Origin of the sequence: Pseudomonas sp. Marseille-Q5299 (assembly GCF_943737035.1) — a bacterium.
Taxonomy (GTDB): Bacteria; Pseudomonadota; Gammaproteobacteria; order Pseudomonadales; family Pseudomonadaceae; genus Aquipseudomonas; species Aquipseudomonas putida_E.
In genome coordinates, this window is the sequence record NZ_CALSFR010000005.1 from 139,930 (window position 1) to 157,984 (window position 18,055).

The following is an 18,055-nucleotide window of genomic DNA, read 5'->3' on the forward strand; positions in this document are numbered from 1 at the left end:
TCACAGCGCAGCGATGGTCGATAGCCACTGTCGGAATATGGAAAGGGCTACGTCTTTTACCCTGGCGTGGCCAGCCAATCCTCAACCCGCAACCCCGGAACGCGCATGAACTCTCGCAGGTTGTTGGTTACCAAGGTAAGCCCCCGCGCGCGGGCATGCCCGGCAATCAACTGATCGAAAGGACCGATGGGCGTACCGGCCTTTGCCAGTTCTGAGCGAAGCTGCCCGCTGTGTTCTGCTGCATGGCTGTCATAGTCGAGTACTTCAAGACGCGCTACGAAACCCTCCACAATCGAGAGATTTCGTGCAGGAGCGGCCGATTTCTCTGCACCGTAAACCAGCTCCATCAGTGTGACGGTGCTGATTGCCAGCTGACCATGGTGGCGGTTGAACGCTTCACGAACTACCTGGGGTTTGTTCTTGATCGTGAAGATGCAGATATTCGTATCGAGCATGTACTTGAGCATTAAAACCCTTCACGTTCCTGGTCGGCAGGTTGGTCGCGGCTGGCCATGAAGTCCGGGCTCGCATCTTCGCCGTCAAACCAGCTATCCCATGATTCACCAGCGGGAGTGATGATGCGGGTTCGACCCACTGCAACAATGTCCACGCGGGTCACCTCTTCGGGAAATGCGACAGATTTCGGCAAGCGGATGGCCTGGCTACGATTGCTTTTGAAGACAGCACCTTGCTCCATGATGGGCCTCCCTGGAAGCGGCAAACTGTGACTGAAGTTTAAATTCCGCAAGGTATATGTCAATGGGATATACGTTGCCAAAGGCTGCCAGTCATAGATGCAGGGCGCTGAGCAACAGGCAGTACCGGGTGAACTCAGCATCGACCTGTGGAAGTGTGGGGCGCTTCAGAATGAGTACTGGAACCCCCAGCTCCCGCGCCACCTCAAGCTTGGGCTCGGTCGCCACGCTGCCGCTGTTCTTGCTGACCAGCACATCGATATCGCGCCGTGCGAACAGCACCCGCTCATCGTCAAGGTGAAACGGCCCCCGCGCACCGATCACTTCGCAGCGATCATTACCAGGGCAGGCCTGCAACGCCCTGAGGGTCCAGAACTGCTCTGGCGGAATCTCGTCCAGATGCTGCAGCGGCTCGCGCCCCAAGGTGAACAAAGGCCGACGGAACGGCTTGAGTGCATGGATCAGCCCCGCCCAATCCTCCACTTCGCGCCAGTCGTCACCGGGCTGGGCCTGCCATGCCGGGCGCCGCAAGGCCCAGCACGGGATGCCCACGGCCCGTGCGGCGGCGGCGGCATTGTGGCTGATCTGCGCGGCATAGGGGTGGGTGGCGTCTATCAGCAGGGTGATACCCGCCTCGCGCAGGTAGGCGGCCAGGCCTTCGGCCCCGCCATAGCCGCCGACCCGCACCTGGCAGGCCAGGCCCTGCGGCACCCGGCCGATGCCAGCCAGGCTGTAGACATGCTCCGGGCCAAGCTGACGGGCGATGGCCAGTGCCTCGGTGACACCGCCCAGCAGCAGGATGCGCCGGTTCATTGCACACCTGCCATGCCGACGATGCCGCCCTGGCGGTCGATGGCGAACACTTCCACCTGCACCTGTGCGGGCACCACGCTGCGGGCGAACGCCAGGGCGTGGGCGCAGACCGCGTCGCCCAGGGCGATGCCGGCGGCGTGTGCCAGGGCCAGGGCTTGCTGGCTGGTGTTGGCGGCCATGATCGCTGCCTGCAGGTCGGCATCGGCGCCGATGTCCGCGGCCCACCCGGCCAGTTGCGGCAGGTCGATGCTCGAGTGGCGGCTGTGCAGGTCCATATGCCCGGCGGCCAGCTTGCTGATCTTGCCAAAGCCACCGCACAGTGACAGGCGTGGCACCGGCACCTTGCGCAGGTGCTTGAGCACCGCGCCGACAAAATCGCCCATCTCGATCAGGGCAATTTCCGGCAGGCCGTAGACGCGGCGCATGGTGTCTTCGCTGGCATTGCCGGTGCAGGCGGCGATATGGGTATAGCCATTGGTGTGGGCCACATCGATGCCCTGGTGGATGGAGGCGATGTAGGCCGCGCAGGAGAAAGGCCGCACGATGCCGCTGGTACCAAGAATCGACAGCCCGCCGAGGATACCCAGGCGCGGGTTCATGGTCTTGAGTGCCAGCTGCTCGCCGCCCTTTACGTTGACCGTGACCTCGAAGCCGCCGTGGTAGGCGCAGTCGTCGGCCAGTTGCTGCAGGTGTTCACTGATCATGCGTCGCGGTACCGGGTTGATCGCCGGCTCGCCCACGGCGAGTACCAGCCCGGGGCGGGTGACCGTGCCGACACCCACGCCCGCTACAAAGCGTATGCCCGGCTCGTCCTGCAACCGCACCTGGCTGTAGAGCAGCGCGCCATGGGTGACATCGGGGTCGTCGCCAGCATCCTTGAGTGTGCCGGCTTCGGCGCGCTCGTCCTCGCGGCGGCAGAATTCCAGGCGCATCTGCACCACCTTGCCCTTGGGCAAGGTGATGCTCACGGCGTCAGTGCTCACACCGGTGAGCAGCAGGCGCGCTGCCGCCAGGCTGGTGGCAGTGGCGCAGCTGCCAGTGGTCAGGCCGCTGCGCAGTGGCGCCGGCTGTTCGCGGGTTTCTTCACGCATCGTGGGGCTTCACCACGTCGAGCAAGGTGATCGGCAATGCCTGGCGCCACGTGTCGAAGGCGCCCAATGGCTGGGCCTGGGCGACATGGATACGCGTCAGTTCACCGCCATGCTGTTGGCGAAAGTGCGCCAGTGCCAGTTCGCTTTGCAGGGTCACGGCATTGGCCACCAATCGCCCTCCGGGGCGAAGCCGCTCCCAACACAACGGCAACACGCCTTCACGGGTGACGCCACCGCCGATGAAGATCGCATCCGGGCGCTCCAGCTCGGCCAAGGCCTGCGGTGCTTTGCCGCGCACCAGTTGCAGGCCGGGAACGCCAAGGGCATCACGGTTGTACTCGATGAAGCCCTGGCGGCCCTCGTCGGCTTCGATTGCCAGTGTTCGGCAGGCGGGGTGGGCGCGCATCCACTCGATGCCGATCGAGCCACAGCCTGCGCCAACGTCCCACAGCAACTCGCCTGGTTGGGGGGCCAGACGGGCCAAGGTGATAGCCCGTACGTCACGTTTGGTCAGCTGGCCGTCATGACGGAAAGCATCGTCCGGCAGGCCGGCTGCGCGTGACAGTCGCGGAGCGTCGGCAGTGGCCTGGCACTCGATGGCAACCAGGTTCAGCGCGGCGACCTGAGGCTGGGCCCAGTCATCGGCGATGCCCGCCAAGTGGCGTTCGGCAGGGCCGCCGAGGTGCTCGAACACCTGCAGGCGGCTTGGCCCGAAACCGCGCTCGCGCAGCAGGGCGGCGATGGCTGCGGGGCTCTCACCGTCGTTGCTCAGCACCAGCAGGCGCATGCCGCTGTAAAGGTGGGCGTTGAGAGAGGCCAGGGGGCGCGCGACCAGAGACACCACCTGCACGTCCTGCAGCGGCCAGCCAAGGCGGGCGGCGGCCAAGGCGCAGGAGGAGGGCATCGACAGTACCTGCAGCTCTTGGGCCGGCACCTGCCGCGCCAGGCTGGCGCCGACGCCGTAGAACATGGGGTCACCGCTGGCCAGCACGCACACCTGCTCACCGCGCCGAGCCAGTACCGGGGCGAGCGAGAACGGGCTCGGCCAATCCTCCCGGGCGGCGCTAACGCAGCGCGGCAGCAGGGCCAGCTGACGTGGGCTGCCGATGATCCGCGAAGCGCCGAGCAGGGCGCGTCGGGCCTGTTTGCCCAGGCCGCTGAAGCCGTCTTCGCCGATGCCTACTACTGTCAGCCAGGGTGTCATGTGTTTCTGATCCGCCATTTTTGGGGGCGCATCGCCCCCCTAAGCCGGCAAAGGGGGCGACGCGGTGATGAATTTCTGTTCAATCGCCAGCGATGCTCGACCACCGGCTTTTCATGCCGCCGGACAAAGCAGGCATAATACCGCGCCTTCTACACTCAAGCGCATTTTCAGCGATTGCCGGACGTCCCTTTGAAGCAGGTCCATACCCCACCCGTATCGCCCCGTCCCTCGGCTTGCCCGGGGTTGTGGCGCATCGTCAGCGCCCTTGATGGCGGGATCTGCCGGATCAAGCTGCCCGGTGGGCTGTTGCTGGCCGATCAAGCCGATGCCGTGGCGGCGGCTGCCGAGCGTTTCGCCGGTGGTGTGATCGAGGCGACCAACCGCGGCAACCTGCAGGTCCGTGGCATTGGCGACGATCACGCCGGCCTGATCGAAAGCCTGCTGGCAGCAGGCCTGGGCCCACGCGATGCTGCCAGTGACGATGTGCGCAACCTGATGCTCAGCCCCTTGGCCGGGCATGACCCCTTGATGGTGCTGGATGTTCGTCCCCTGGCCGAACACATCCTCGACATGCTGCAAGGCACACCGCGCTTTCACCAGTTATCGGCCAAGTTCGCGGTGCAACTGGACGGCGGCGAAGGCCTGGCGATGCTCGAGCACCCGCACGATCTATGGCTTTCAGCCGTGCGACTCGAGCAACGCACCTGGCTGGCTTTCGGCCTGGCCGGTTGCCCGGCTGACGGCCAGGTGCTGGGCGCGGTGCCGGTGGAACAGGGGCTGGCGCTGGTGCGCGCAGTGCTTGAGCGCTTCCTCGACCTGGCCAGCCCGGACCAGGCGCGCATGCGCCAGTTGCTTGAAAACTGCTCAGTGGAGCGATTCATCGAGGGGCTAGGGCTGGCGATCCGCCGGGATGATGCCGTGCTCGATTGGCGCCGCAAAGCGGGCAACAGCCCATGGCTGGGTGCCGTTGAGCAGCTGCAGGGCATGGCCCTGGGCGTTGCCCCGCCGCTTGGCAGGCTCAGCGCCGACATGCTGCGCGGTGCGGCGCGAATCGCGCGTGAACACGGTGATGGCAGCCTGCGCCTGAGCCCCTGGCAGAGCCTGATGCTGACCTCTGTGGCTGGCGCGAGCATCGCCCCGGCGCAACGTGAGTTGTCGGCCCTGGGCCTGCTCTGCCACAGCCATGAGCCCCTGGCCCGCCTGGTTGCCTGCACCGGCGCCAGCGGCTGCGCCAAGGCGCATGGCGATACCAAGGCCGATGCCGTGGCCCTGGCGGCCCTGTTGCCCGCTGGCGCCCCTGCCAGTGTGCACCTGTCTGGTTGCCCCCGATCCTGCGCCGTGGCCCATGTCGCCCCGGCCACACTGCTGGCCCGCTCGCCGGGCCGCTATGACCTCTATTTGCGTGACGCGCGCCTGCCGGGCTTTGGTGCCCTGCGCGCCGCCAACCTCACCTTGAACGAAGCAGGCGCCATGCTCGACCTGCCGACGGAGCACCTTGATGATTGATTACATCCGCGATGGTCAGGAGATCTATCGCAATTCCTTCCGGATCATCCGTGAGGAGGCCCGGCTCGAGCGGATCCCCGCAGACCTCGAGAAACTCGCCGTACGTGTGATCCATGCCTGTGGCATGGTCGAGGCCATCGACGGCCTGCAGTTCTCCGAAGGTGCCGGCCGCGCGGGGCGCGAGGCCCTGGCCAACGGCGCGCCGATCCTCTGCGATGCGCACATGGTCGCCGAAGGCATCACCCGTGCCCGCCTGCCCGCCGATAACAAGGTGATCTGCACCCTGCGCGACCCGAGTGTCCCGGCCCTGGCCAAAGATGCCGGCAATACCCGCTCGGCTGTGGCTCTGGAGCTGTGGCGGCCCTATCTGGAGGGTAGCGTGGTAGTGATCGGCAACGCGCCGACCGCACTGTTCTACTTGCTGGAAATGATCGATGCCGGTGCACCAAAGCCTGCGCTGATCCTCGGTTTCCCGGTTGGCTTCGTCGGTGCGGCGGAGTCCAAGGCCATGCTTGCCGCAGACAGCCGGGGCATCCCGTTCGTGATCATGCAGGGCCGCCTGGGCGGTAGTGCGATGGCTGCTGCCGCGGTCAATGCCCTCGCCACGGAGGTGGAATGATGGCGCCGCGTGGACGTCTGCTGGGCCTGGGCGTAGGCCCTGGCGACCCTGAGCTGATTACGCTCAAGGCCCTGCGCTTGCTGCGCGAGGCCCCGGTGGTCGCCTACTTCGTGGCCAAGGGCAAGCGTGGCAATGCCTTCGGCATCATCGAGTCGCATCTGCAGCCAGCGCAAACGCTGCTGCCGCTGGTCTATCCGGTGACCACCGAGGCGTTGCCGGCTCCGTTGTCGTACGAGCAGGTCATCAGCGATTTTTATGACGAGGCCAGCGTGCAGGTGGCCGAGCACCTCGATGCCGGCCGCGATGTCGCGGTGATCTGCGAGGGCGACCCGTTCTTTTACGGCTCCTACATGTACCTGCATGACCGTCTGGCGCAGCGCTATGACGCGCAAGTGATCCCCGGTGTCTGCTCGATGCTGGGGGGCGCGTCGGTACTGGGCGCGCCCCTGGTTTACCGCAACCAGAGCCTGTCGGTGCTGTCGGGCGTGCTGCCGGCCGAAGAACTCAAGCGGCGCCTGGCCGATGCCGATGCGGCAGTGATCATGAAGCTGGGCCGCAACTTCCCCAAGGTGCGCCAGGTGCTGGGCGAACTGGGCCTGGACGGGCGAGCGCTGTACGTCGAGCGGGCGACCATGGCAAATCAGAAAATCGTCGCGCTGGACCAGGTGGACCCACAGTCATCACCGTACTTCTCGCTGATCATCGTGCCGGGTGAAAAATGGCAGGGATGAGCATGCACAAGGCACCGGCAATCATCGTGCTCGGCGCTGGCAGCGTGGCCACCGCGCGGCGCATTCAGCAGCACTATCCACAGGCGACGATCCATGGCCTGAGCGGCCGGGTCGAGCTGGCCGACCAGTACTACGAAGCATTTGGCGACACGCTGCGCGCCCTGTATCTACAAGACACGCCGATCATAGCCCTGTGTGCGGCGGGTATCGTCATCCGTAGCCTGGCCAGCCTGCTCAGCGAGAAAGGTGCGGAGCCGCCGGTGCTGGCGGTGGCCGAGGACGGCAGTGCGGTAGTGCCGCTGCTTGGCGGGCTGAGCGGCGTCAATGTCATGGCCCGCGAGATCGGTGAGGCGCTGGGCGTAGCGGCGGCGATCACCACCAGTGGCGAGCTGCGTTTCGGCACCTGCCTGTTGAACCCACCCGAGGGCTACGCCCTGGCGGATATCGAACAGGGCAAGCGTTTCGTTTCCGATCTGTTGGCGGGCGAGGCGGTACGTATCGAGGGCGATGCGCCTTGGCTGGCTCACGCCCAATTGCCGGCCAGTGAAGCCGCCCAGCGCACCATTCATGTGGGATGCACTGCGCGCCCGGCCAGCCGTGACGAGTTGCTGATCCACCCACGTTCGGTGGTGGTTGCGGTGGATGCGGGCGGTCCTGATCTGGTTGAACGCGTCGGCGATGCCCTGCATGAGGCGGGCATCGCCGAGCAGTCACTGGCGTGCCTGCTGGTTGCCGAACAGGCCATGGCCGAACCGTCCTTGCAGGCAGCGGCCAAGGTGCTGGGTGTCGCACTGCGTTTTGCTGCCAAAGAAAGCACTCTTGTCAGCATGGCCGCCGAAGCACTGCCGGATGCGCGCCTGATCGAACAAGGGGGCCTGGTCATTGCGCTGGCATCGGCGCCTGTCAAGGTCAACCAACTGGGCCGCAGGCGTGGTCGCCTGGCCGTCATCGGCCTTGGCCCTGGCGCCGCCGAGCTGATGGTGCCGGCGGTCAAAGCCGAGCTGGCACGCGCCGAGGATATTCTCGGTTACGAAACCTACGTACGCATGGCCGGGCCGTTCCGCGATGACCAGGTGCAACATTGCACCGACAATCGCGAAGAAATGCAGCGCGCGCGTCATGCATTCGAGCTCGCCGCACAAGGGCGCTCGGTGGTGGTGGTGTCGTCGGGTGACCCGGGGGTATTCGCCATGGCCGCCGCCGTGCTGGAAGCGTTGCACGGGTCCACTGACCCCGCCTGGCATCGTGTCGATCTGGAAATCCTGCCAGGGGTTTCGGCCTCGCTGGCCACTGCCGCTCAGGCGGGCGCGCCGCTGGGGCATGACTTCTGCGTGATGTCGCTATCGGACAACCTCAAACCGTGGCCGACCATCGAGCATCGGCTGGCCCTGGCGGCCCAGGCCGACCTGGTGCTGGCCTTCTACAACCCGATCTCGCGTTCGCGCCCTTGGCAGCTTGGGCGCGCGCTGGAAATCGTGCGCCAGCACCGGGATGGTAATACACCCGTGGTGCTGGGGCGTGACATCGGCAGGCCGGGGCAGACGCTGAGGGTGGTCACCCTCGCCGAGCTGACGCCAGAGATGGTCGACATGCGCACCATGGTCCTGGTCGGTTCTTCCACGACCTGTACCTTTGCCCGTGCCGACGGTGGGCAGTGGGTCTATACCCCGCGCTGGTACCCTGTTGCGCCCTGAGTGGCAGGGCTAGCCGACCAGGTAGCCCCTGATGCCGGTGAAGATGATCTGCGCCGCCAAGGCGCAGACGAACAGCCCCATCAGGCGGCTGACGATCTGCAGGCCTTGATCGCCGAGAATGCGCTCGATCCCGTGCGACAGATACAGCACCAGGCCCACGGTGAAGCTGGCCAGCGCGATACTGACGATGGCCAGCAACTTGTCGTCCCAGTGCGGCTGGCTGACGCCCATCACCAGCAGGGCGCCGATGGTGCCCGGGCCTACGGTGAGCGGGATCGTCAGCGGTACGATGGTCACGTCTTGCTGCACGTTGTCGGCCTGCACGGCCGGTTTGCCCTGGGCCATGCCCAAGGCAGAGATGAACAGCACGCTGCCGGCGCCGATGCGGAAGGCATCGGCCGTGATGCCGAAGATGCCGAAGATCGCCCGCCCGAACAGGTACAGCAACACGCTGGCGACCAAGGCGGCGAAGGCAACCTTCCAGGCCAGCTGTTTGCGCTCCTTGCTGGAGTGGCCACGGGTCAGGCTGATGAAGCACGACAGCACGAAGAACGGGCTGTAGAGCACCAGCATCTTCAGGTAGACACTGAACAACTCATGAAGCATGAGGGTGAGTCCTTTGTAGGAGCGGCCTTGTGTCGCGAAAGGGGTGCGCAGCAGCCCCAGAATTTCAGCAGCACCACACGGAATTGGGGCTGCTGCGCACCCCTTTCGCGACACAAGGCCGCTCCTACAGCGCTTTATCGGTTACGAAGTATGCAGCGGATCGGTCTTGGCTTCCCGCTGGTTCGCCCAATACTGGATCAACTCGCGCAATTGCGACAGCTCCACCGGCTTGGCCATGTGCCCGTCCATGCCGGCCAGCCGTGCGCGCTCTTTGTGTTCGGCCAGGATGTGCGCGGTCAGTGCCACCACCGGGGTGCGCTGGCGCTGGTTGGCGACTTCCCAGGCGCGCAGTTGCTGAGTGGCAGAGAAACCGTCCAGTACCGGCATTTCACAATCCATCAGCACCAGGTCATAACGCTGGGCCTTCATGGCTTGCAGGGCTTCCTCACCATTGCTGGCGGTGTCCGGTTCGAGGTTGAGTTTGCCCAGCATGCCGCGGATCACCTTGGTCGAGATGCTGTTGTCCTCGGCGACCAGCACGCGGAAGTCGCCCGGCAGCTCGTGGGTGGGCGGTGTGCCTGGCAAGGGCGTCGGCACGGTCTGTTCGCGGCCGCGCTGGGCCAACTCCTCGGCCAGAGTGGTCTTGAGGGTGTAGCCGGCCACCGGTTTGGCCAGGATGCGCTTGACCCCGGCATTACGGGCAATGACTTTGCTCGGTGCATTGCTGATACCGGTGAGCATCACCACGAGGATGTCGTGGTTCAGGCTTGGGTCTTCCTTGATCTTGGCCGCCAGCTGCATGCCGGTCATGCCCGGCATGTTCTGGTCGAGCAAGACCGCGTCGAAATAGTCACGCAGGTGCGCCTTGGTCCGTAGCAGGGCCAAGGCCTCCTTGCCCGAGGGTACGGCACTCACGTTCATGCCCCAGGCGCTGCACTGCTGCACCAGCACCTTGCGGCAGGTGTCGTTGTCGTCCACCACCAGCACCCGGGCGTCGCGCAATGGGCTGTCGAGGTCGGCCAAGGGTTGCTCCAGGCGAGAGGGGTCGAGCGGCAGGGTCAGCCACAGGGTGTTGCCCATGCTGGTGCTGCTCTTGATGCCGAACTCGCCTTGCATCAGGCCGATCAACTGCTTGGCGATGATCAGCCCAAGGTGGCCGCCAAGCTTGTTGCTGGAAAGGAAGTGATGGCTGTGCAGCTCTGCCTGCAGCAGGGCTTCACGTTCGGCCGCAGGCAGTGGCTCGCCGCTGTCCTGCACGGCGATACGCAGGCGCGGCACCTCGCCGCGCTGGTCCAGTGCAACGACCAGGAGGATTTCACCCTGGTCGGTATTTTTCAGGGCGTTTTCCAGTAGGCTGGAGAGGGCCTGGCGCAGGCGCGTCGGGTCACCGCTGATGACCCGTGGCACTTGTGGCTGGGTGAAGCTGATCAGCTCGATGTTCTGTTGTTCGGCCTTGGCGCGGAAGATGTTCAGGCAGTCTTCGATCAGGGCATTGAGGTCGAACTGCACATCGTCCAGTTCGATCTGTCGCGACTCGAGTTTGGAAATGTCGAGAATTTCGTTGATCAGTGTGAGCAGTTCGTTGCCGGCGCTGTGGATGGTCTGCACGTAGTCACGTTGTTTGACCGACAGTGGCGTGCCCAGCAGCAGTTCGGTCATGCCCAGCACGCCGTTCATGGGCGTGCGGATTTCATGGCTGATCTTGGCCAGGAACTCGGCCTTGGCATTGATTTCGGCATCGCTGGCCGCCAGTGCGCGGCTGGCGCTGAAGCGCTCTTCGCTCATCCGCCGCAGGCGCTCGCTGACCGCCAGGTTGAGCAGCAGGCCGCTGGCCACCGTCAACCCGAGCAGAATGCACAGCAGCCAGGGCGTCGAGGTGCGGGTCAGGCCAAGCAGGGCCGGCAGCAGCACCAGCCCGCCCAGGTTGAACACCACCATGGCCAGGCTGAACAGGCGTGCCGGCGCATAACCTTTGTACCAGTGGTAGCTGCTGACCAGCAGCATGCTCACACTGCCCAGGGCCAGCAGGGCGTAGGTCATCAGGTTGAGCGGCAGGGTATCCACGAACAGCAGGATCAGGCCGCTGACCCCGGCCACCAGCATTTCGCCCTGCAGCAAGCGATTGAGCTGCGGTGAGTTGCAGCGCGAGAAAAAGTGCTGGGTGAAATACAGCCCCGCGAGGCCCGCCAGTACCAGGGTCAGGTAGGCGGCCGGGGTTTGCGCGCTGTGCCACAGGTGCCACCAGGGGCCGCTGAGGTTGAGCAGGATCAGGCCGCTGAACAGCATCAGCCCGTGGTACAGCGCAAGGATCAGGGTGGTGCTGGAGCGGGTGTACAGAAAGCGGATCAGGTTGTGCAGTATGAGCATGACCAGGCCGCCGAAGAGCATGCCGAACAGCAACGGCTGGCCATGGTTTGAAGCGGCGACTGCCGCAGGCTCCAGGCTGATGGCCGGGCGCAGCTGATGCTCGGAAACCAGGCGCAGGTAGATGTCCACCGCTTTGCGGCTGTTTGGCAAGGGCAATACGTGATCGCTGCCGCGCAGGGTCGTGCTGGCGTTGCCGGCCTGGCGCCCGTGGTGCAGTTGGCGTAATAGCCTGTCGCCGTCGAGGGCGTAGAGGTCCAGGCGTGAAAGGTCCGGGGCAAAGACCCGCAGCAGTTGCTCCTGGTCACCCGGTTCGAGGCGATAGTGCAGCCACAGGGCCTGTTGCGCCGGTGCGGCATCGAGGTCGCTCAGCGTAGTAGGGCTGAACTGGTTGCGATAGCGATCCGAGCGGACGTCGCTCAATTGCAGGTTGGCTTGTTCGTCGAGCAAAACGGACCAGCCTCCGCCTTGGTCAGCCGAAGCCGGGAGCAGGCAGAGCAGGGTCAGCAAGCTGACGATCAGAGCTGTGGCAATCCGAAGCCGACGCACTACGAGATCCCTTCCTAGCTGATGTGCCGTGTAGTAACTATGCGCGGCGCGCCAAGTCGAAGGCAAGGCCCGCGATGGGGCCCTGTCGACGAGCCGAAGGCCGCATGCGCAAGACGCTGCGGCTATCCGGTAAAGGTTATTGCTGGTGTTCACCGCGCTCGCGGGCGATAGCCCGGTAGCCGATGTCGGTACGGTAGAAGCTACCGTTCCAGGTGACTTCCTTGGCCAGGCGGTAAGCCTGCTGCTGGGCATCGGCAACCGTGCTGCCCATGGCCGTGGCGCAGAGCACGCGGCCACCGTTGGTCACTACCTGGCCGTCCTTGAGCGAAGTACCGGCATGGAACACCTTGCCTTCGATCTTGGCTGCGGCCTCCAGGCCGCTGATCGCGTCGCCCTTGGCGTAGTCGCCCGGGTAACCGCCGGCAGCCAGCACCACACCCAGGCTTGGGCGGGGGTCCCACTGCGCTTCGACCTTGTCCAGCGCCTTGGCGAAAGCGGCTTCGATCAGCAGCACCAGGCTCGACTCCAGGCGCAGCATGACCGGCTGGGTTTCCGGGTCGCCAAAGCGGCAGTTGAACTCGATGACCTTGGGGTTGCCCGCCTTGTCGATCATCAGGCCGGCATACAGGAAGCCGGTGTACACGTTGCCTTCTTCGGCCATGCCGCGCACGGTCGGCCAGATTACCTGGTCCATCACGCGCTGGTGTACATCGGCGGTAACGACCGGGGCAGGGGAGTAGGCACCCATACCGCCCGTGTTCGGGCCGGTGTCCTGGTCACCGACGCGCTTGTGGTCCTGGCTGGTGGCCATTGGCAGCACGTTGTGGCCGTCGACCATCACGATGAAGCTGGCTTCCTCGCCGTCGAGGAACTCTTCGATCACCACGCGCGAACCGGCGTCGCCAAAGGCGTTGCCCGCGAGCATGTCACGCACGGCGGCTTCGGCTTCTTCCAGGGTCATGGCGACGATCACGCCTTTGCCTGCGGCCAGGCCGTCGGCCTTGATCACGATCGGCGCGCCTTTTTCCTGCAGGTAGGCCAGGGCCGGCTCGATCTCGGTAAAGTTCTGGTAGTCGGCGGTCGGGATCTTGTGGCGAGCCAGGAAGTCCTTGGTGAAGGCCTTGGAACCTTCCAGCTGGGCCGCGCCCTTGGTCGGGCCGAAGCAGTCCAGGCCGCGGCTGCGGAACAGGTCGACCACACCGATGACCAGCGGCGCCTCGGGGCCCACGATGGTCAGGTCGACGTTCTTCTCGGCGAAGTCTGCCAGTTGCTCAAGGGCGGTGACGTCGATGGCAACGTTCTCGCACTTGGCTTCAATGGCGGTACCGGCGTTGCCGGGGGCGACGAATACTTTCTCGACGCGTGGGTCCTGGGCGACTTTCCAGGCCAGGGCGTGCTCACGGCCGCCGCTGCCGATGATCAAAACTTTCATTACAGGCTCCTTCGGAGAAGCTGCAAGCTGCAAGCGTCAAGCAAAAGCGGTTCGCGCTGATCCTTTCAAATGCTCACAACTCAGGGATTCAAGGGGCTGTGGCTGCAAGCAGGAGCGACTGGGCCTGCTCTTGCTTGCAGCTTGCAGCTTAAAGCTTGCCGCTGCTATCAGTGGCGGAAGTGGCGCATACCGGTGAATACCATCGCGATGCCAGCTTCGTCGGCAGCGGCGATGACTTCAGCATCGCGCATCGAACCACCTGGCTGGATCACGGCGCTGATACCCACTTTAGCTGCATTGTCGATGCCATCACGGAACGGGAAGAACGCGTCCGACGCCATGACCGCACCTTGCACCTGCAGGCCGGCATGCTCTGCCTTGATGGCCGCGATGCGCGCGGAGTTGACGCGGCTCATCTGGCCGGCGCCCACGCCGATGGTCTGGCGCTGCTTGGCGTAGACGATGGCGTTGGACTTGACGAACTTGGCCACTTTCCAGGCGAACACCAGGTCGTGGATTTCCTGCTCGGTCGGTGCACGCTTGGTGACGATCTTCAGGTCATCTGCGGTGATCATGCCGTTGTCGCGGCTCTGCACCAGCAGGCCACCGTTGACGCGCTTGAAGTCCCAACCGGCGGCGCGCTCGGCTGGCCACTCGCCGCACTCCAGCAGACGTACGTTTTGCTTGGCAGCCACCACGTCGCGGGCAGCTTGGGAGATTTTCGGGGCGATGATCACTTCGACGAACTGGCGCTCGACGATGGCCTGGGCGGTTTCGCCATCCAGTTCGCGGTTGAAGGCGATGATCCCGCCGAAGGCCGATTCGGTGTCGGTAGCGTAGGCCAGGTCGTAGGCCTTGCGGATACCGCCCTCGTCTTCAGGCACCACGGCGACGCCGCATGGGTTGGCGTGCTTGACGATGACGCAGGCCGGCTTGACGAAGCTCTTCACGCACTCGAGCGCGGCATCGGTGTCGGCCACGTTGTTGAACGACAGCTCCTTGCCCTGCAGCTGGATGGCGGTAGAAACGCTGGCTTCGCCTTTGTTGGCTTCAACGTAGAACGCCGCGCTCTGGTGCGGGTTCTCGCCGTAGCGCATTTCCTGAGCCTTGACGAACTGGCTGTTGAAGGTGCGCGGGAACTCGCTGCGCGCTTCGGTGGACAGCGTGTCCTTGGCCTGGTCGATGGTGCCCATGTAGTTGGCGATCATGCCGTCGTAAGCGGCAGTGTGCTCGAAGGCCTTGAGCATCAGGTCGAAACGCTGGGCGTAGGTCAGGCCGCCGGCCTTGAGGCCCTCGAGGACGCTGGCGTAGTCACCGGCGTTGACCACGATAGCGACGTCCTTGTGGTTCTTGGCAGCCGAACGGACCATGGTCGGGCCACCGATGTCGATGTTCTCGATGGCGGTCGGCAGGTCACAGCCAGGTTTTGCGATGGTGGCTTCGAATGGGTAAAGGTTGACGGCGACCAGGTCGATCGGCTTGATGCCGTGCTCGTTCATGATGGCGTCGTCGACACCGCGACGGCCGAGGATGCCGCCGTGGATCTTCGGGTGCAGGGTCTTGACCCGGCCGTCCATCATTTCGGCGAAGCCGGTGTAGTCGGCCACTTCCACCGCGTTCACGCCGTTGTCCTTGAGCAGCTTGTAGGTGCCGCCGGTGGACAGGATCTCGACACCGAGCTGCTGCAGCTCACGAGCGAATTCGAGGATACCGGTCTTGTCGGAGACGCTGATCAGGGCGCGGCGGACTGGCAGGCGGGTAGTCTGGTCGGTCATTTCGGATTCCAATAACGCGGTGGAGTCAGCAAAAAAGGCGCCTCTGTTCAGGGAGCCGCCTTTTCTGATTGGGATTCTGGCTTACAACAAGTCGTACTGCTTGAGTTTCTTGCGCAGGGTGCCTCGGTTGAGCCCGAGCATCTCGCTGGCCTTGGTCTGGTTGCCCTTGACGTAATTCATCACGCTTTCGAGCAGGGGCGCCTCGACTTCGGAGAGCACCAGGTTGTACACGTCAGTGACGGTAGCGCCTTCCAGGTGTGCGAAGTAGTTGTGCAGCGCCTTCTCGACGCTGTCACGAAGGGTCTGGCCCTCTTCGCTCGGCGTGTTGAGGTGCTGTTTGAGGTTGGCGTTGTCGCTCACGGGCGTTGTTCCACTCACTAATGTCTCGGTCATCATCGTCATGCGGCCACCCCTTGTCCGTCCTCTGTCTCAAGGCTCTGTCGACGTTCGCTGAAATACGCTCGAACGTTGGCGCACTGCGCTTGTGTGTCTTCCAAAGCGTTGAACCGGGAGCGAAACTCCTTGCCGCCGGGTCGTGTTGCCAGGTACCAGCCAACGTGCTTGCGGGCGATACGTACGCCCATCACATCGCCATAGAAGGCGTGCAGCGCGGCAAGGTGCTCCAGCAGGATACGTTCCACTTCGTCCAGCTGCGGGGCCGGCAAATGCTGGCCAGTCCCCAGGTAATGCTCGATCTCGCGAAAGATCCAGGGCCGCCCCTGGGCGGCCCTGCCAATCAGCAGACCGTCGACGCCGGTGGCGTCCAGCACCGCCCGGGCCTTTTCTGGCGAAGTGATATCGCCGTTGGCAAAAACCGGGATGGACACCGCCTGCTTGATGGCAGCGATGGTGTCGTATTCGGCTTCGCCGGTGTACAGGTCGGCGCGTGTGCGGCCATGCACCGCCAGCGCCTGGATGCCAGCCTGCTCGGCGATCCTCGCCACGTTCAGGCCGTTCTTGTTCGCCCGGTCCCAACCGGTGCGGATCTTCAGGGTCACCGGGACGTCCACCGCGCCGACGACGGCGTGGAGAATCTCGCTGACCAAAACTTCATCTCTCAATAAAGCAGAGCCTGCAGCTTTGTTGCAGACTTTTTTCGCCGGGCAACCCATGTTGATGTCGATGATCTGGGCGCCAGCTTCGACGTTGGCCCTGGCCGCCGCCGCCATCATCTGCGCATCGCCACCGGCGATCTGTACCGAGCGCGGCTCGGGATCGCCTTCGTGAATGCGGCGCAGGCTCGACTTGCGGCTGTTCCACAGGCTCATGTCGCTGCTGACCATCTCCGACACCACCATGCCCGCGCCCAGGCGCTTGCAAAGTGTACGGAAAGGCTGGTCCGTGACCCCGGCCATGGGCGCGAGGATCAGGTTGTTGCGTAGTGTGTATGGGCCGATGCGTACCGCCGACATAGGTGTTCCCTGTTGTGGGGCCGAATCATTGGAGTCGAAAAAGGGTTGGCATAATACCCGCTCTCGGTGACCGGATAAAGATGGATTTGGATAAATTCTGAACAGTTGTAGGCTTATGCCTTTGGGCTACAAGCTTCAGCTTCAAGCGGCAAGAGGAAGCAGACCGGTTGTCGGCTCGCTTCTCTTGCAGCTTGCCGCTCGACGTTTATTCGGGGGAGCGGAAGCTGAGGCTGTAGTTCACTGCTTTCGGGCCAGGGTCGAGGATGTCCAGGGCAATGTGGATCGGCGTCTGGCTGGGCATTTCGCCACGGCCGGCCAATTCACCCGAGAGATACTCGCTCGGCTTGAAGCGCCGGCTGGCGATCAATTGGCCATTGAGGTCGGCAAAACGCAGTTCCAGCAGCGGGAACGGCTGGGCGAAGGGCGCGCGGTTGTAGATGATCGCATCGACGATCAGCGCGCCCTTGAAGTCAGGGTGGCTGCGCACCACCAGGTTGCTGCTCTTGATTCGGCCGATGTCGACACGGGTGGGCACCTCGCAGCCAAGCATCGGGCACAGTTGCTGGAAGAGCGGGCGGTACTGGTCCTGGCGTGCCATTTCGTCGAAATGGAACCACACGTACTGGAATGCCAGCAGGCCGGCGGCCAGCAGGGTGAGCAAGCCCCAGAGCACGCGTTTGCCCCAGTGGGGGCGCGGCTTCTCCCAGCCCAGTTGCAAAGGGTCGTCGACCACGTCGATGAGCGGCTCCTTGCGTGACGGGCGCTGGGGCCTGGCAGCGAAGCCAGGTTCAAGGCGCTCGCCAGTCAGCGCCGGGGCAGGGGTGTCATCGTGCGCCGCCAGATGCAGATCCGTATCGTCATCATCGCGGGCGCTCAGGCCTTTTTCGTGAACGGGTTCGTCATCTGGCGACAGCCGCTCGGAAAAGTCGTGCGCGTTATCGCGCTCGGCAGCCCGATGCGTGGCAGGTTCATCATCGAAGTCCAGGTCCAGGTTGCCGTCCAGTGTGGGCTCGGTGCGATCGCCTGGGGCGGGCTCCAGGTCCAGTGGCTCCTGCTCCAGCAGTACCGGGGCGGGATCGACGGTTTCCAGCGGCTCATGGTGATCGTCGGTTGCATTACCGAACAGTGCGTCGCCATGGGGCTCGGCGGCGGGCTCGTCACGCCGCGCCTGCAGTGCATCGGCAGGGGCAGCAGGGCGCGGCTCGTCTGGCTTGCCACGGCGTTCGAGGCGGGCCAGTTCCTGGTCCAGGTCGAGTTCGTCGAGGGCTTGCGCTGTGGCTGCCCAGTCTTGCGGCTCGGCGGCTGAGCGCTCGCTGACCGGGGGCTCGGGCGCGGTGACGGGCGCGACCACCGGTATCGGCGGCACTGCCGGGGCGGCGCTGGCGCGATTCTGCTCCAGCAGTTGCTTCGCCGCGTTGAACACCTGCAGGCAATGGCCGCAGCGCACTACGCCGCGCGCCACGCTCAACTGGTGATGGGTGACGCGAAAGCTGGTCTGGCAATGCGGGCACTGGGTGACGAAACTGTCGGTCATGCGGCGATCCGGGAGCTGTGCAGAGAAGTA

General features: G+C 64.5%; 16 protein-coding genes. 4 read left to right on the forward strand and 12 right to left on the reverse strand.

Going from position 1 to position 18,055, the window contains the following annotated elements:
* Positions 1-56: 56 nt before the first annotated feature.
* The 5 genes from vapC to cbiE all read right to left on the reverse strand — a co-directional run bounded on the left by vapC (position 57) and on the right by cbiE (position 3,803).
* Positions 57-467, reverse strand: coding sequence for a type II toxin-antitoxin system tRNA(fMet)-specific endonuclease VapC (gene vapC, locus NGJ21_RS16965; RefSeq protein ID WP_046787835.1), 411 nt, complete (start codon positions 465-467; stop codon positions 57-59).
* Positions 467-697, reverse strand: coding sequence for a type II toxin-antitoxin system VapB family antitoxin (vapB, locus tag NGJ21_RS16970; RefSeq protein ID WP_012316422.1), 231 nt, complete (start codon positions 695-697; stop codon positions 467-469). Before vapB ends, vapC begins: the two co-directional genes overlap by 1 nt.
* Positions 698-788: 91 nt before the next feature.
* Entirely contained in the window at positions 789-1,508 is a 720-nt protein-coding gene (locus tag NGJ21_RS16975) for a cobalt-precorrin-6A reductase (protein WP_046787836.1), read from the reverse strand.
* Entirely contained in the window at positions 1,505-2,599 is a 1,095-nt protein-coding gene (locus NGJ21_RS16980) for a cobalt-precorrin-5B (C(1))-methyltransferase (RefSeq protein WP_251962423.1), read from the reverse strand. Before NGJ21_RS16980 ends, NGJ21_RS16975 begins: the two co-directional genes overlap by 4 nt.
* Complete coding sequence (cbiE, locus tag NGJ21_RS16985; RefSeq protein ID WP_251962424.1) at positions 2,592-3,803, reverse strand: precorrin-6y C5,15-methyltransferase (decarboxylating) subunit CbiE; 1,212 nt, start codon at positions 3,801-3,803, stop codon at positions 2,592-2,594. The genes NGJ21_RS16980 and cbiE overlap by 8 nt, the downstream gene beginning before the upstream one ends.
* Before the next feature lie 174 nt (positions 3,804-3,977).
* Here cbiE and cobG point away from each other — a divergent pair, with 174 nt between their 5' ends.
* The 4 genes from cobG to cobJ are packed head-to-tail and all read left to right on the forward strand — an operon-like array spanning position 3,978 to position 8,353.
* Positions 3,978-5,309 carry a precorrin-3B synthase gene (gene cobG, locus NGJ21_RS16990; RefSeq protein WP_187306321.1) on the forward strand — a complete coding sequence of 444 codons (1,332 nt, stop codon included), beginning with the start codon at positions 3,978-3,980 and terminating at the stop codon, positions 5,307-5,309.
* Positions 5,302-5,928: a precorrin-8X methylmutase gene (locus NGJ21_RS16995; RefSeq protein WP_012316417.1), complete on the forward strand. Its 627-nt coding sequence runs from the start codon at positions 5,302-5,304 to the stop codon at positions 5,926-5,928. The genes cobG and NGJ21_RS16995 overlap by 8 nt, the downstream gene beginning before the upstream one ends.
* A complete protein-coding gene (locus NGJ21_RS17000; RefSeq protein WP_251962436.1) occupies positions 5,928-6,659 on the forward strand; it encodes a precorrin-2 C(20)-methyltransferase in 732 nt (243 codons plus the stop codon). Before NGJ21_RS16995 ends, NGJ21_RS17000 begins: the two co-directional genes overlap by 1 nt.
* A 2-nt stretch (positions 6,660-6,661) precedes the next feature.
* Positions 6,662-8,353 carry a precorrin-3B C(17)-methyltransferase gene (gene cobJ, locus NGJ21_RS17005; protein ID WP_251962425.1) on the forward strand — a complete coding sequence of 564 codons (1,692 nt, stop codon included), beginning with the start codon at positions 6,662-6,664 and terminating at the stop codon, positions 8,351-8,353.
* Between the two features lie 9 nt (positions 8,354-8,362).
* Here the strand turns inward: cobJ and tspR are convergent, their stop codons facing one another.
* The 7 genes from tspR to NGJ21_RS17040 form a co-directional block, all read right to left on the reverse strand.
* Positions 8,363-8,959, reverse strand: coding sequence for a type III secretion system genes modulator TspR (tspR, locus tag NGJ21_RS17010; RefSeq protein WP_012316414.1), 597 nt, complete (start codon positions 8,957-8,959; stop codon positions 8,363-8,365).
* A gap of 141 nt (positions 8,960-9,100) precedes the next feature.
* On the reverse strand, positions 9,101-11,872 hold the full coding sequence (locus NGJ21_RS17015) for a hybrid sensor histidine kinase/response regulator (protein WP_251962426.1): 2,772 nt from the start codon (positions 11,870-11,872) through the stop codon (positions 9,101-9,103).
* A gap of 136 nt (positions 11,873-12,008) precedes the next feature.
* Positions 12,009-13,304, reverse strand: a complete 1,296-nt coding sequence (gene purD / locus NGJ21_RS17020; RefSeq protein WP_046787841.1) for a phosphoribosylamine--glycine ligase — start codon at positions 13,302-13,304, stop codon at positions 12,009-12,011.
* Positions 13,305-13,471: 167 nt separating this feature from the next.
* Positions 13,472-15,079 carry a bifunctional phosphoribosylaminoimidazolecarboxamide formyltransferase/IMP cyclohydrolase gene (purH, locus tag NGJ21_RS17025; protein WP_115273798.1) on the reverse strand — a complete coding sequence of 536 codons (1,608 nt, stop codon included), beginning with the start codon at positions 15,077-15,079 and terminating at the stop codon, positions 13,472-13,474.
* A gap of 81 nt (positions 15,080-15,160) precedes the next feature.
* A complete protein-coding gene (gene fis / locus NGJ21_RS17030; protein WP_008093076.1) occupies positions 15,161-15,481 on the reverse strand; it encodes a DNA-binding transcriptional regulator Fis in 321 nt (106 codons plus the stop codon).
* Complete coding sequence (gene dusB, locus NGJ21_RS17035) at positions 15,478-16,491, reverse strand: tRNA dihydrouridine synthase DusB (RefSeq protein ID WP_251962427.1); 1,014 nt, start codon at positions 16,489-16,491, stop codon at positions 15,478-15,480. The genes fis and dusB overlap by 4 nt, the downstream gene beginning before the upstream one ends.
* A 205-nt stretch (positions 16,492-16,696) precedes the next feature.
* A complete protein-coding gene (locus tag NGJ21_RS17040) occupies positions 16,697-18,025 on the reverse strand; it encodes a DUF3426 domain-containing protein (protein ID WP_177010427.1) in 1,329 nt (442 codons plus the stop codon).
* Positions 18,026-18,055 lie beyond the last annotated feature (30 nt).

Excerpts from the sequence above, each read along its gene's own strand:
- vapC (WP_046787835.1), bottom strand. The coding sequence starts at position 467 with ATGCTCAAGTACATGCTCGATACGAATATCTGCATCTTCACGATCAAG.
- vapB (WP_012316422.1), bottom strand. The coding sequence starts at position 697 with ATGGAGCAAGGTGCTGTCTTCAAAAGCAATCGTAGCCAGGCCATCCGC.
- NGJ21_RS16975 (WP_046787836.1), bottom strand. The coding sequence starts at position 1,508 with ATGAACCGGCGCATCCTGCTGCTGGGCGGTGTCACCGAGGCACTGGCC.
- NGJ21_RS16980 (WP_251962423.1), bottom strand. The coding sequence starts at position 2,599 with ATGCGTGAAGAAACCCGCGAACAGCCGGCGCCACTGCGCAGCGGCCTG.
- cbiE (WP_251962424.1), bottom strand. The coding sequence starts at position 3,803 with ATGACACCCTGGCTGACAGTAGTAGGCATCGGCGAAGACGGCTTCAGC.
- NGJ21_RS16995 (WP_012316417.1), top strand. The coding sequence starts at position 5,302 with ATGATTGATTACATCCGCGATGGTCAGGAGATCTATCGCAATTCCTTC.
- NGJ21_RS17000 (WP_251962436.1), top strand. The coding sequence starts at position 5,928 with ATGGCGCCGCGTGGACGTCTGCTGGGCCTGGGCGTAGGCCCTGGCGAC.
- cobJ (WP_251962425.1), top strand. The coding sequence starts at position 6,662 with ATGCACAAGGCACCGGCAATCATCGTGCTCGGCGCTGGCAGCGTGGCC.
- tspR (WP_012316414.1), bottom strand. The coding sequence starts at position 8,959 with ATGCTTCATGAGTTGTTCAGTGTCTACCTGAAGATGCTGGTGCTCTAC.
- purD (WP_046787841.1), bottom strand. The coding sequence starts at position 13,304 with ATGAAAGTTTTGATCATCGGCAGCGGCGGCCGTGAGCACGCCCTGGCC.
- purH (WP_115273798.1), bottom strand. The coding sequence starts at position 15,079 with ATGACCGACCAGACTACCCGCCTGCCAGTCCGCCGCGCCCTGATCAGC.
- fis (WP_008093076.1), bottom strand. The coding sequence starts at position 15,481 with ATGACGATGATGACCGAGACATTAGTGAGTGGAACAACGCCCGTGAGC.
- dusB (WP_251962427.1), bottom strand. The coding sequence starts at position 16,491 with ATGTCGGCGGTACGCATCGGCCCATACACACTACGCAACAACCTGATC.
- NGJ21_RS17040 (WP_177010427.1), bottom strand. The coding sequence starts at position 18,025 with ATGACCGACAGTTTCGTCACCCAGTGCCCGCATTGCCAGACCAGCTTT.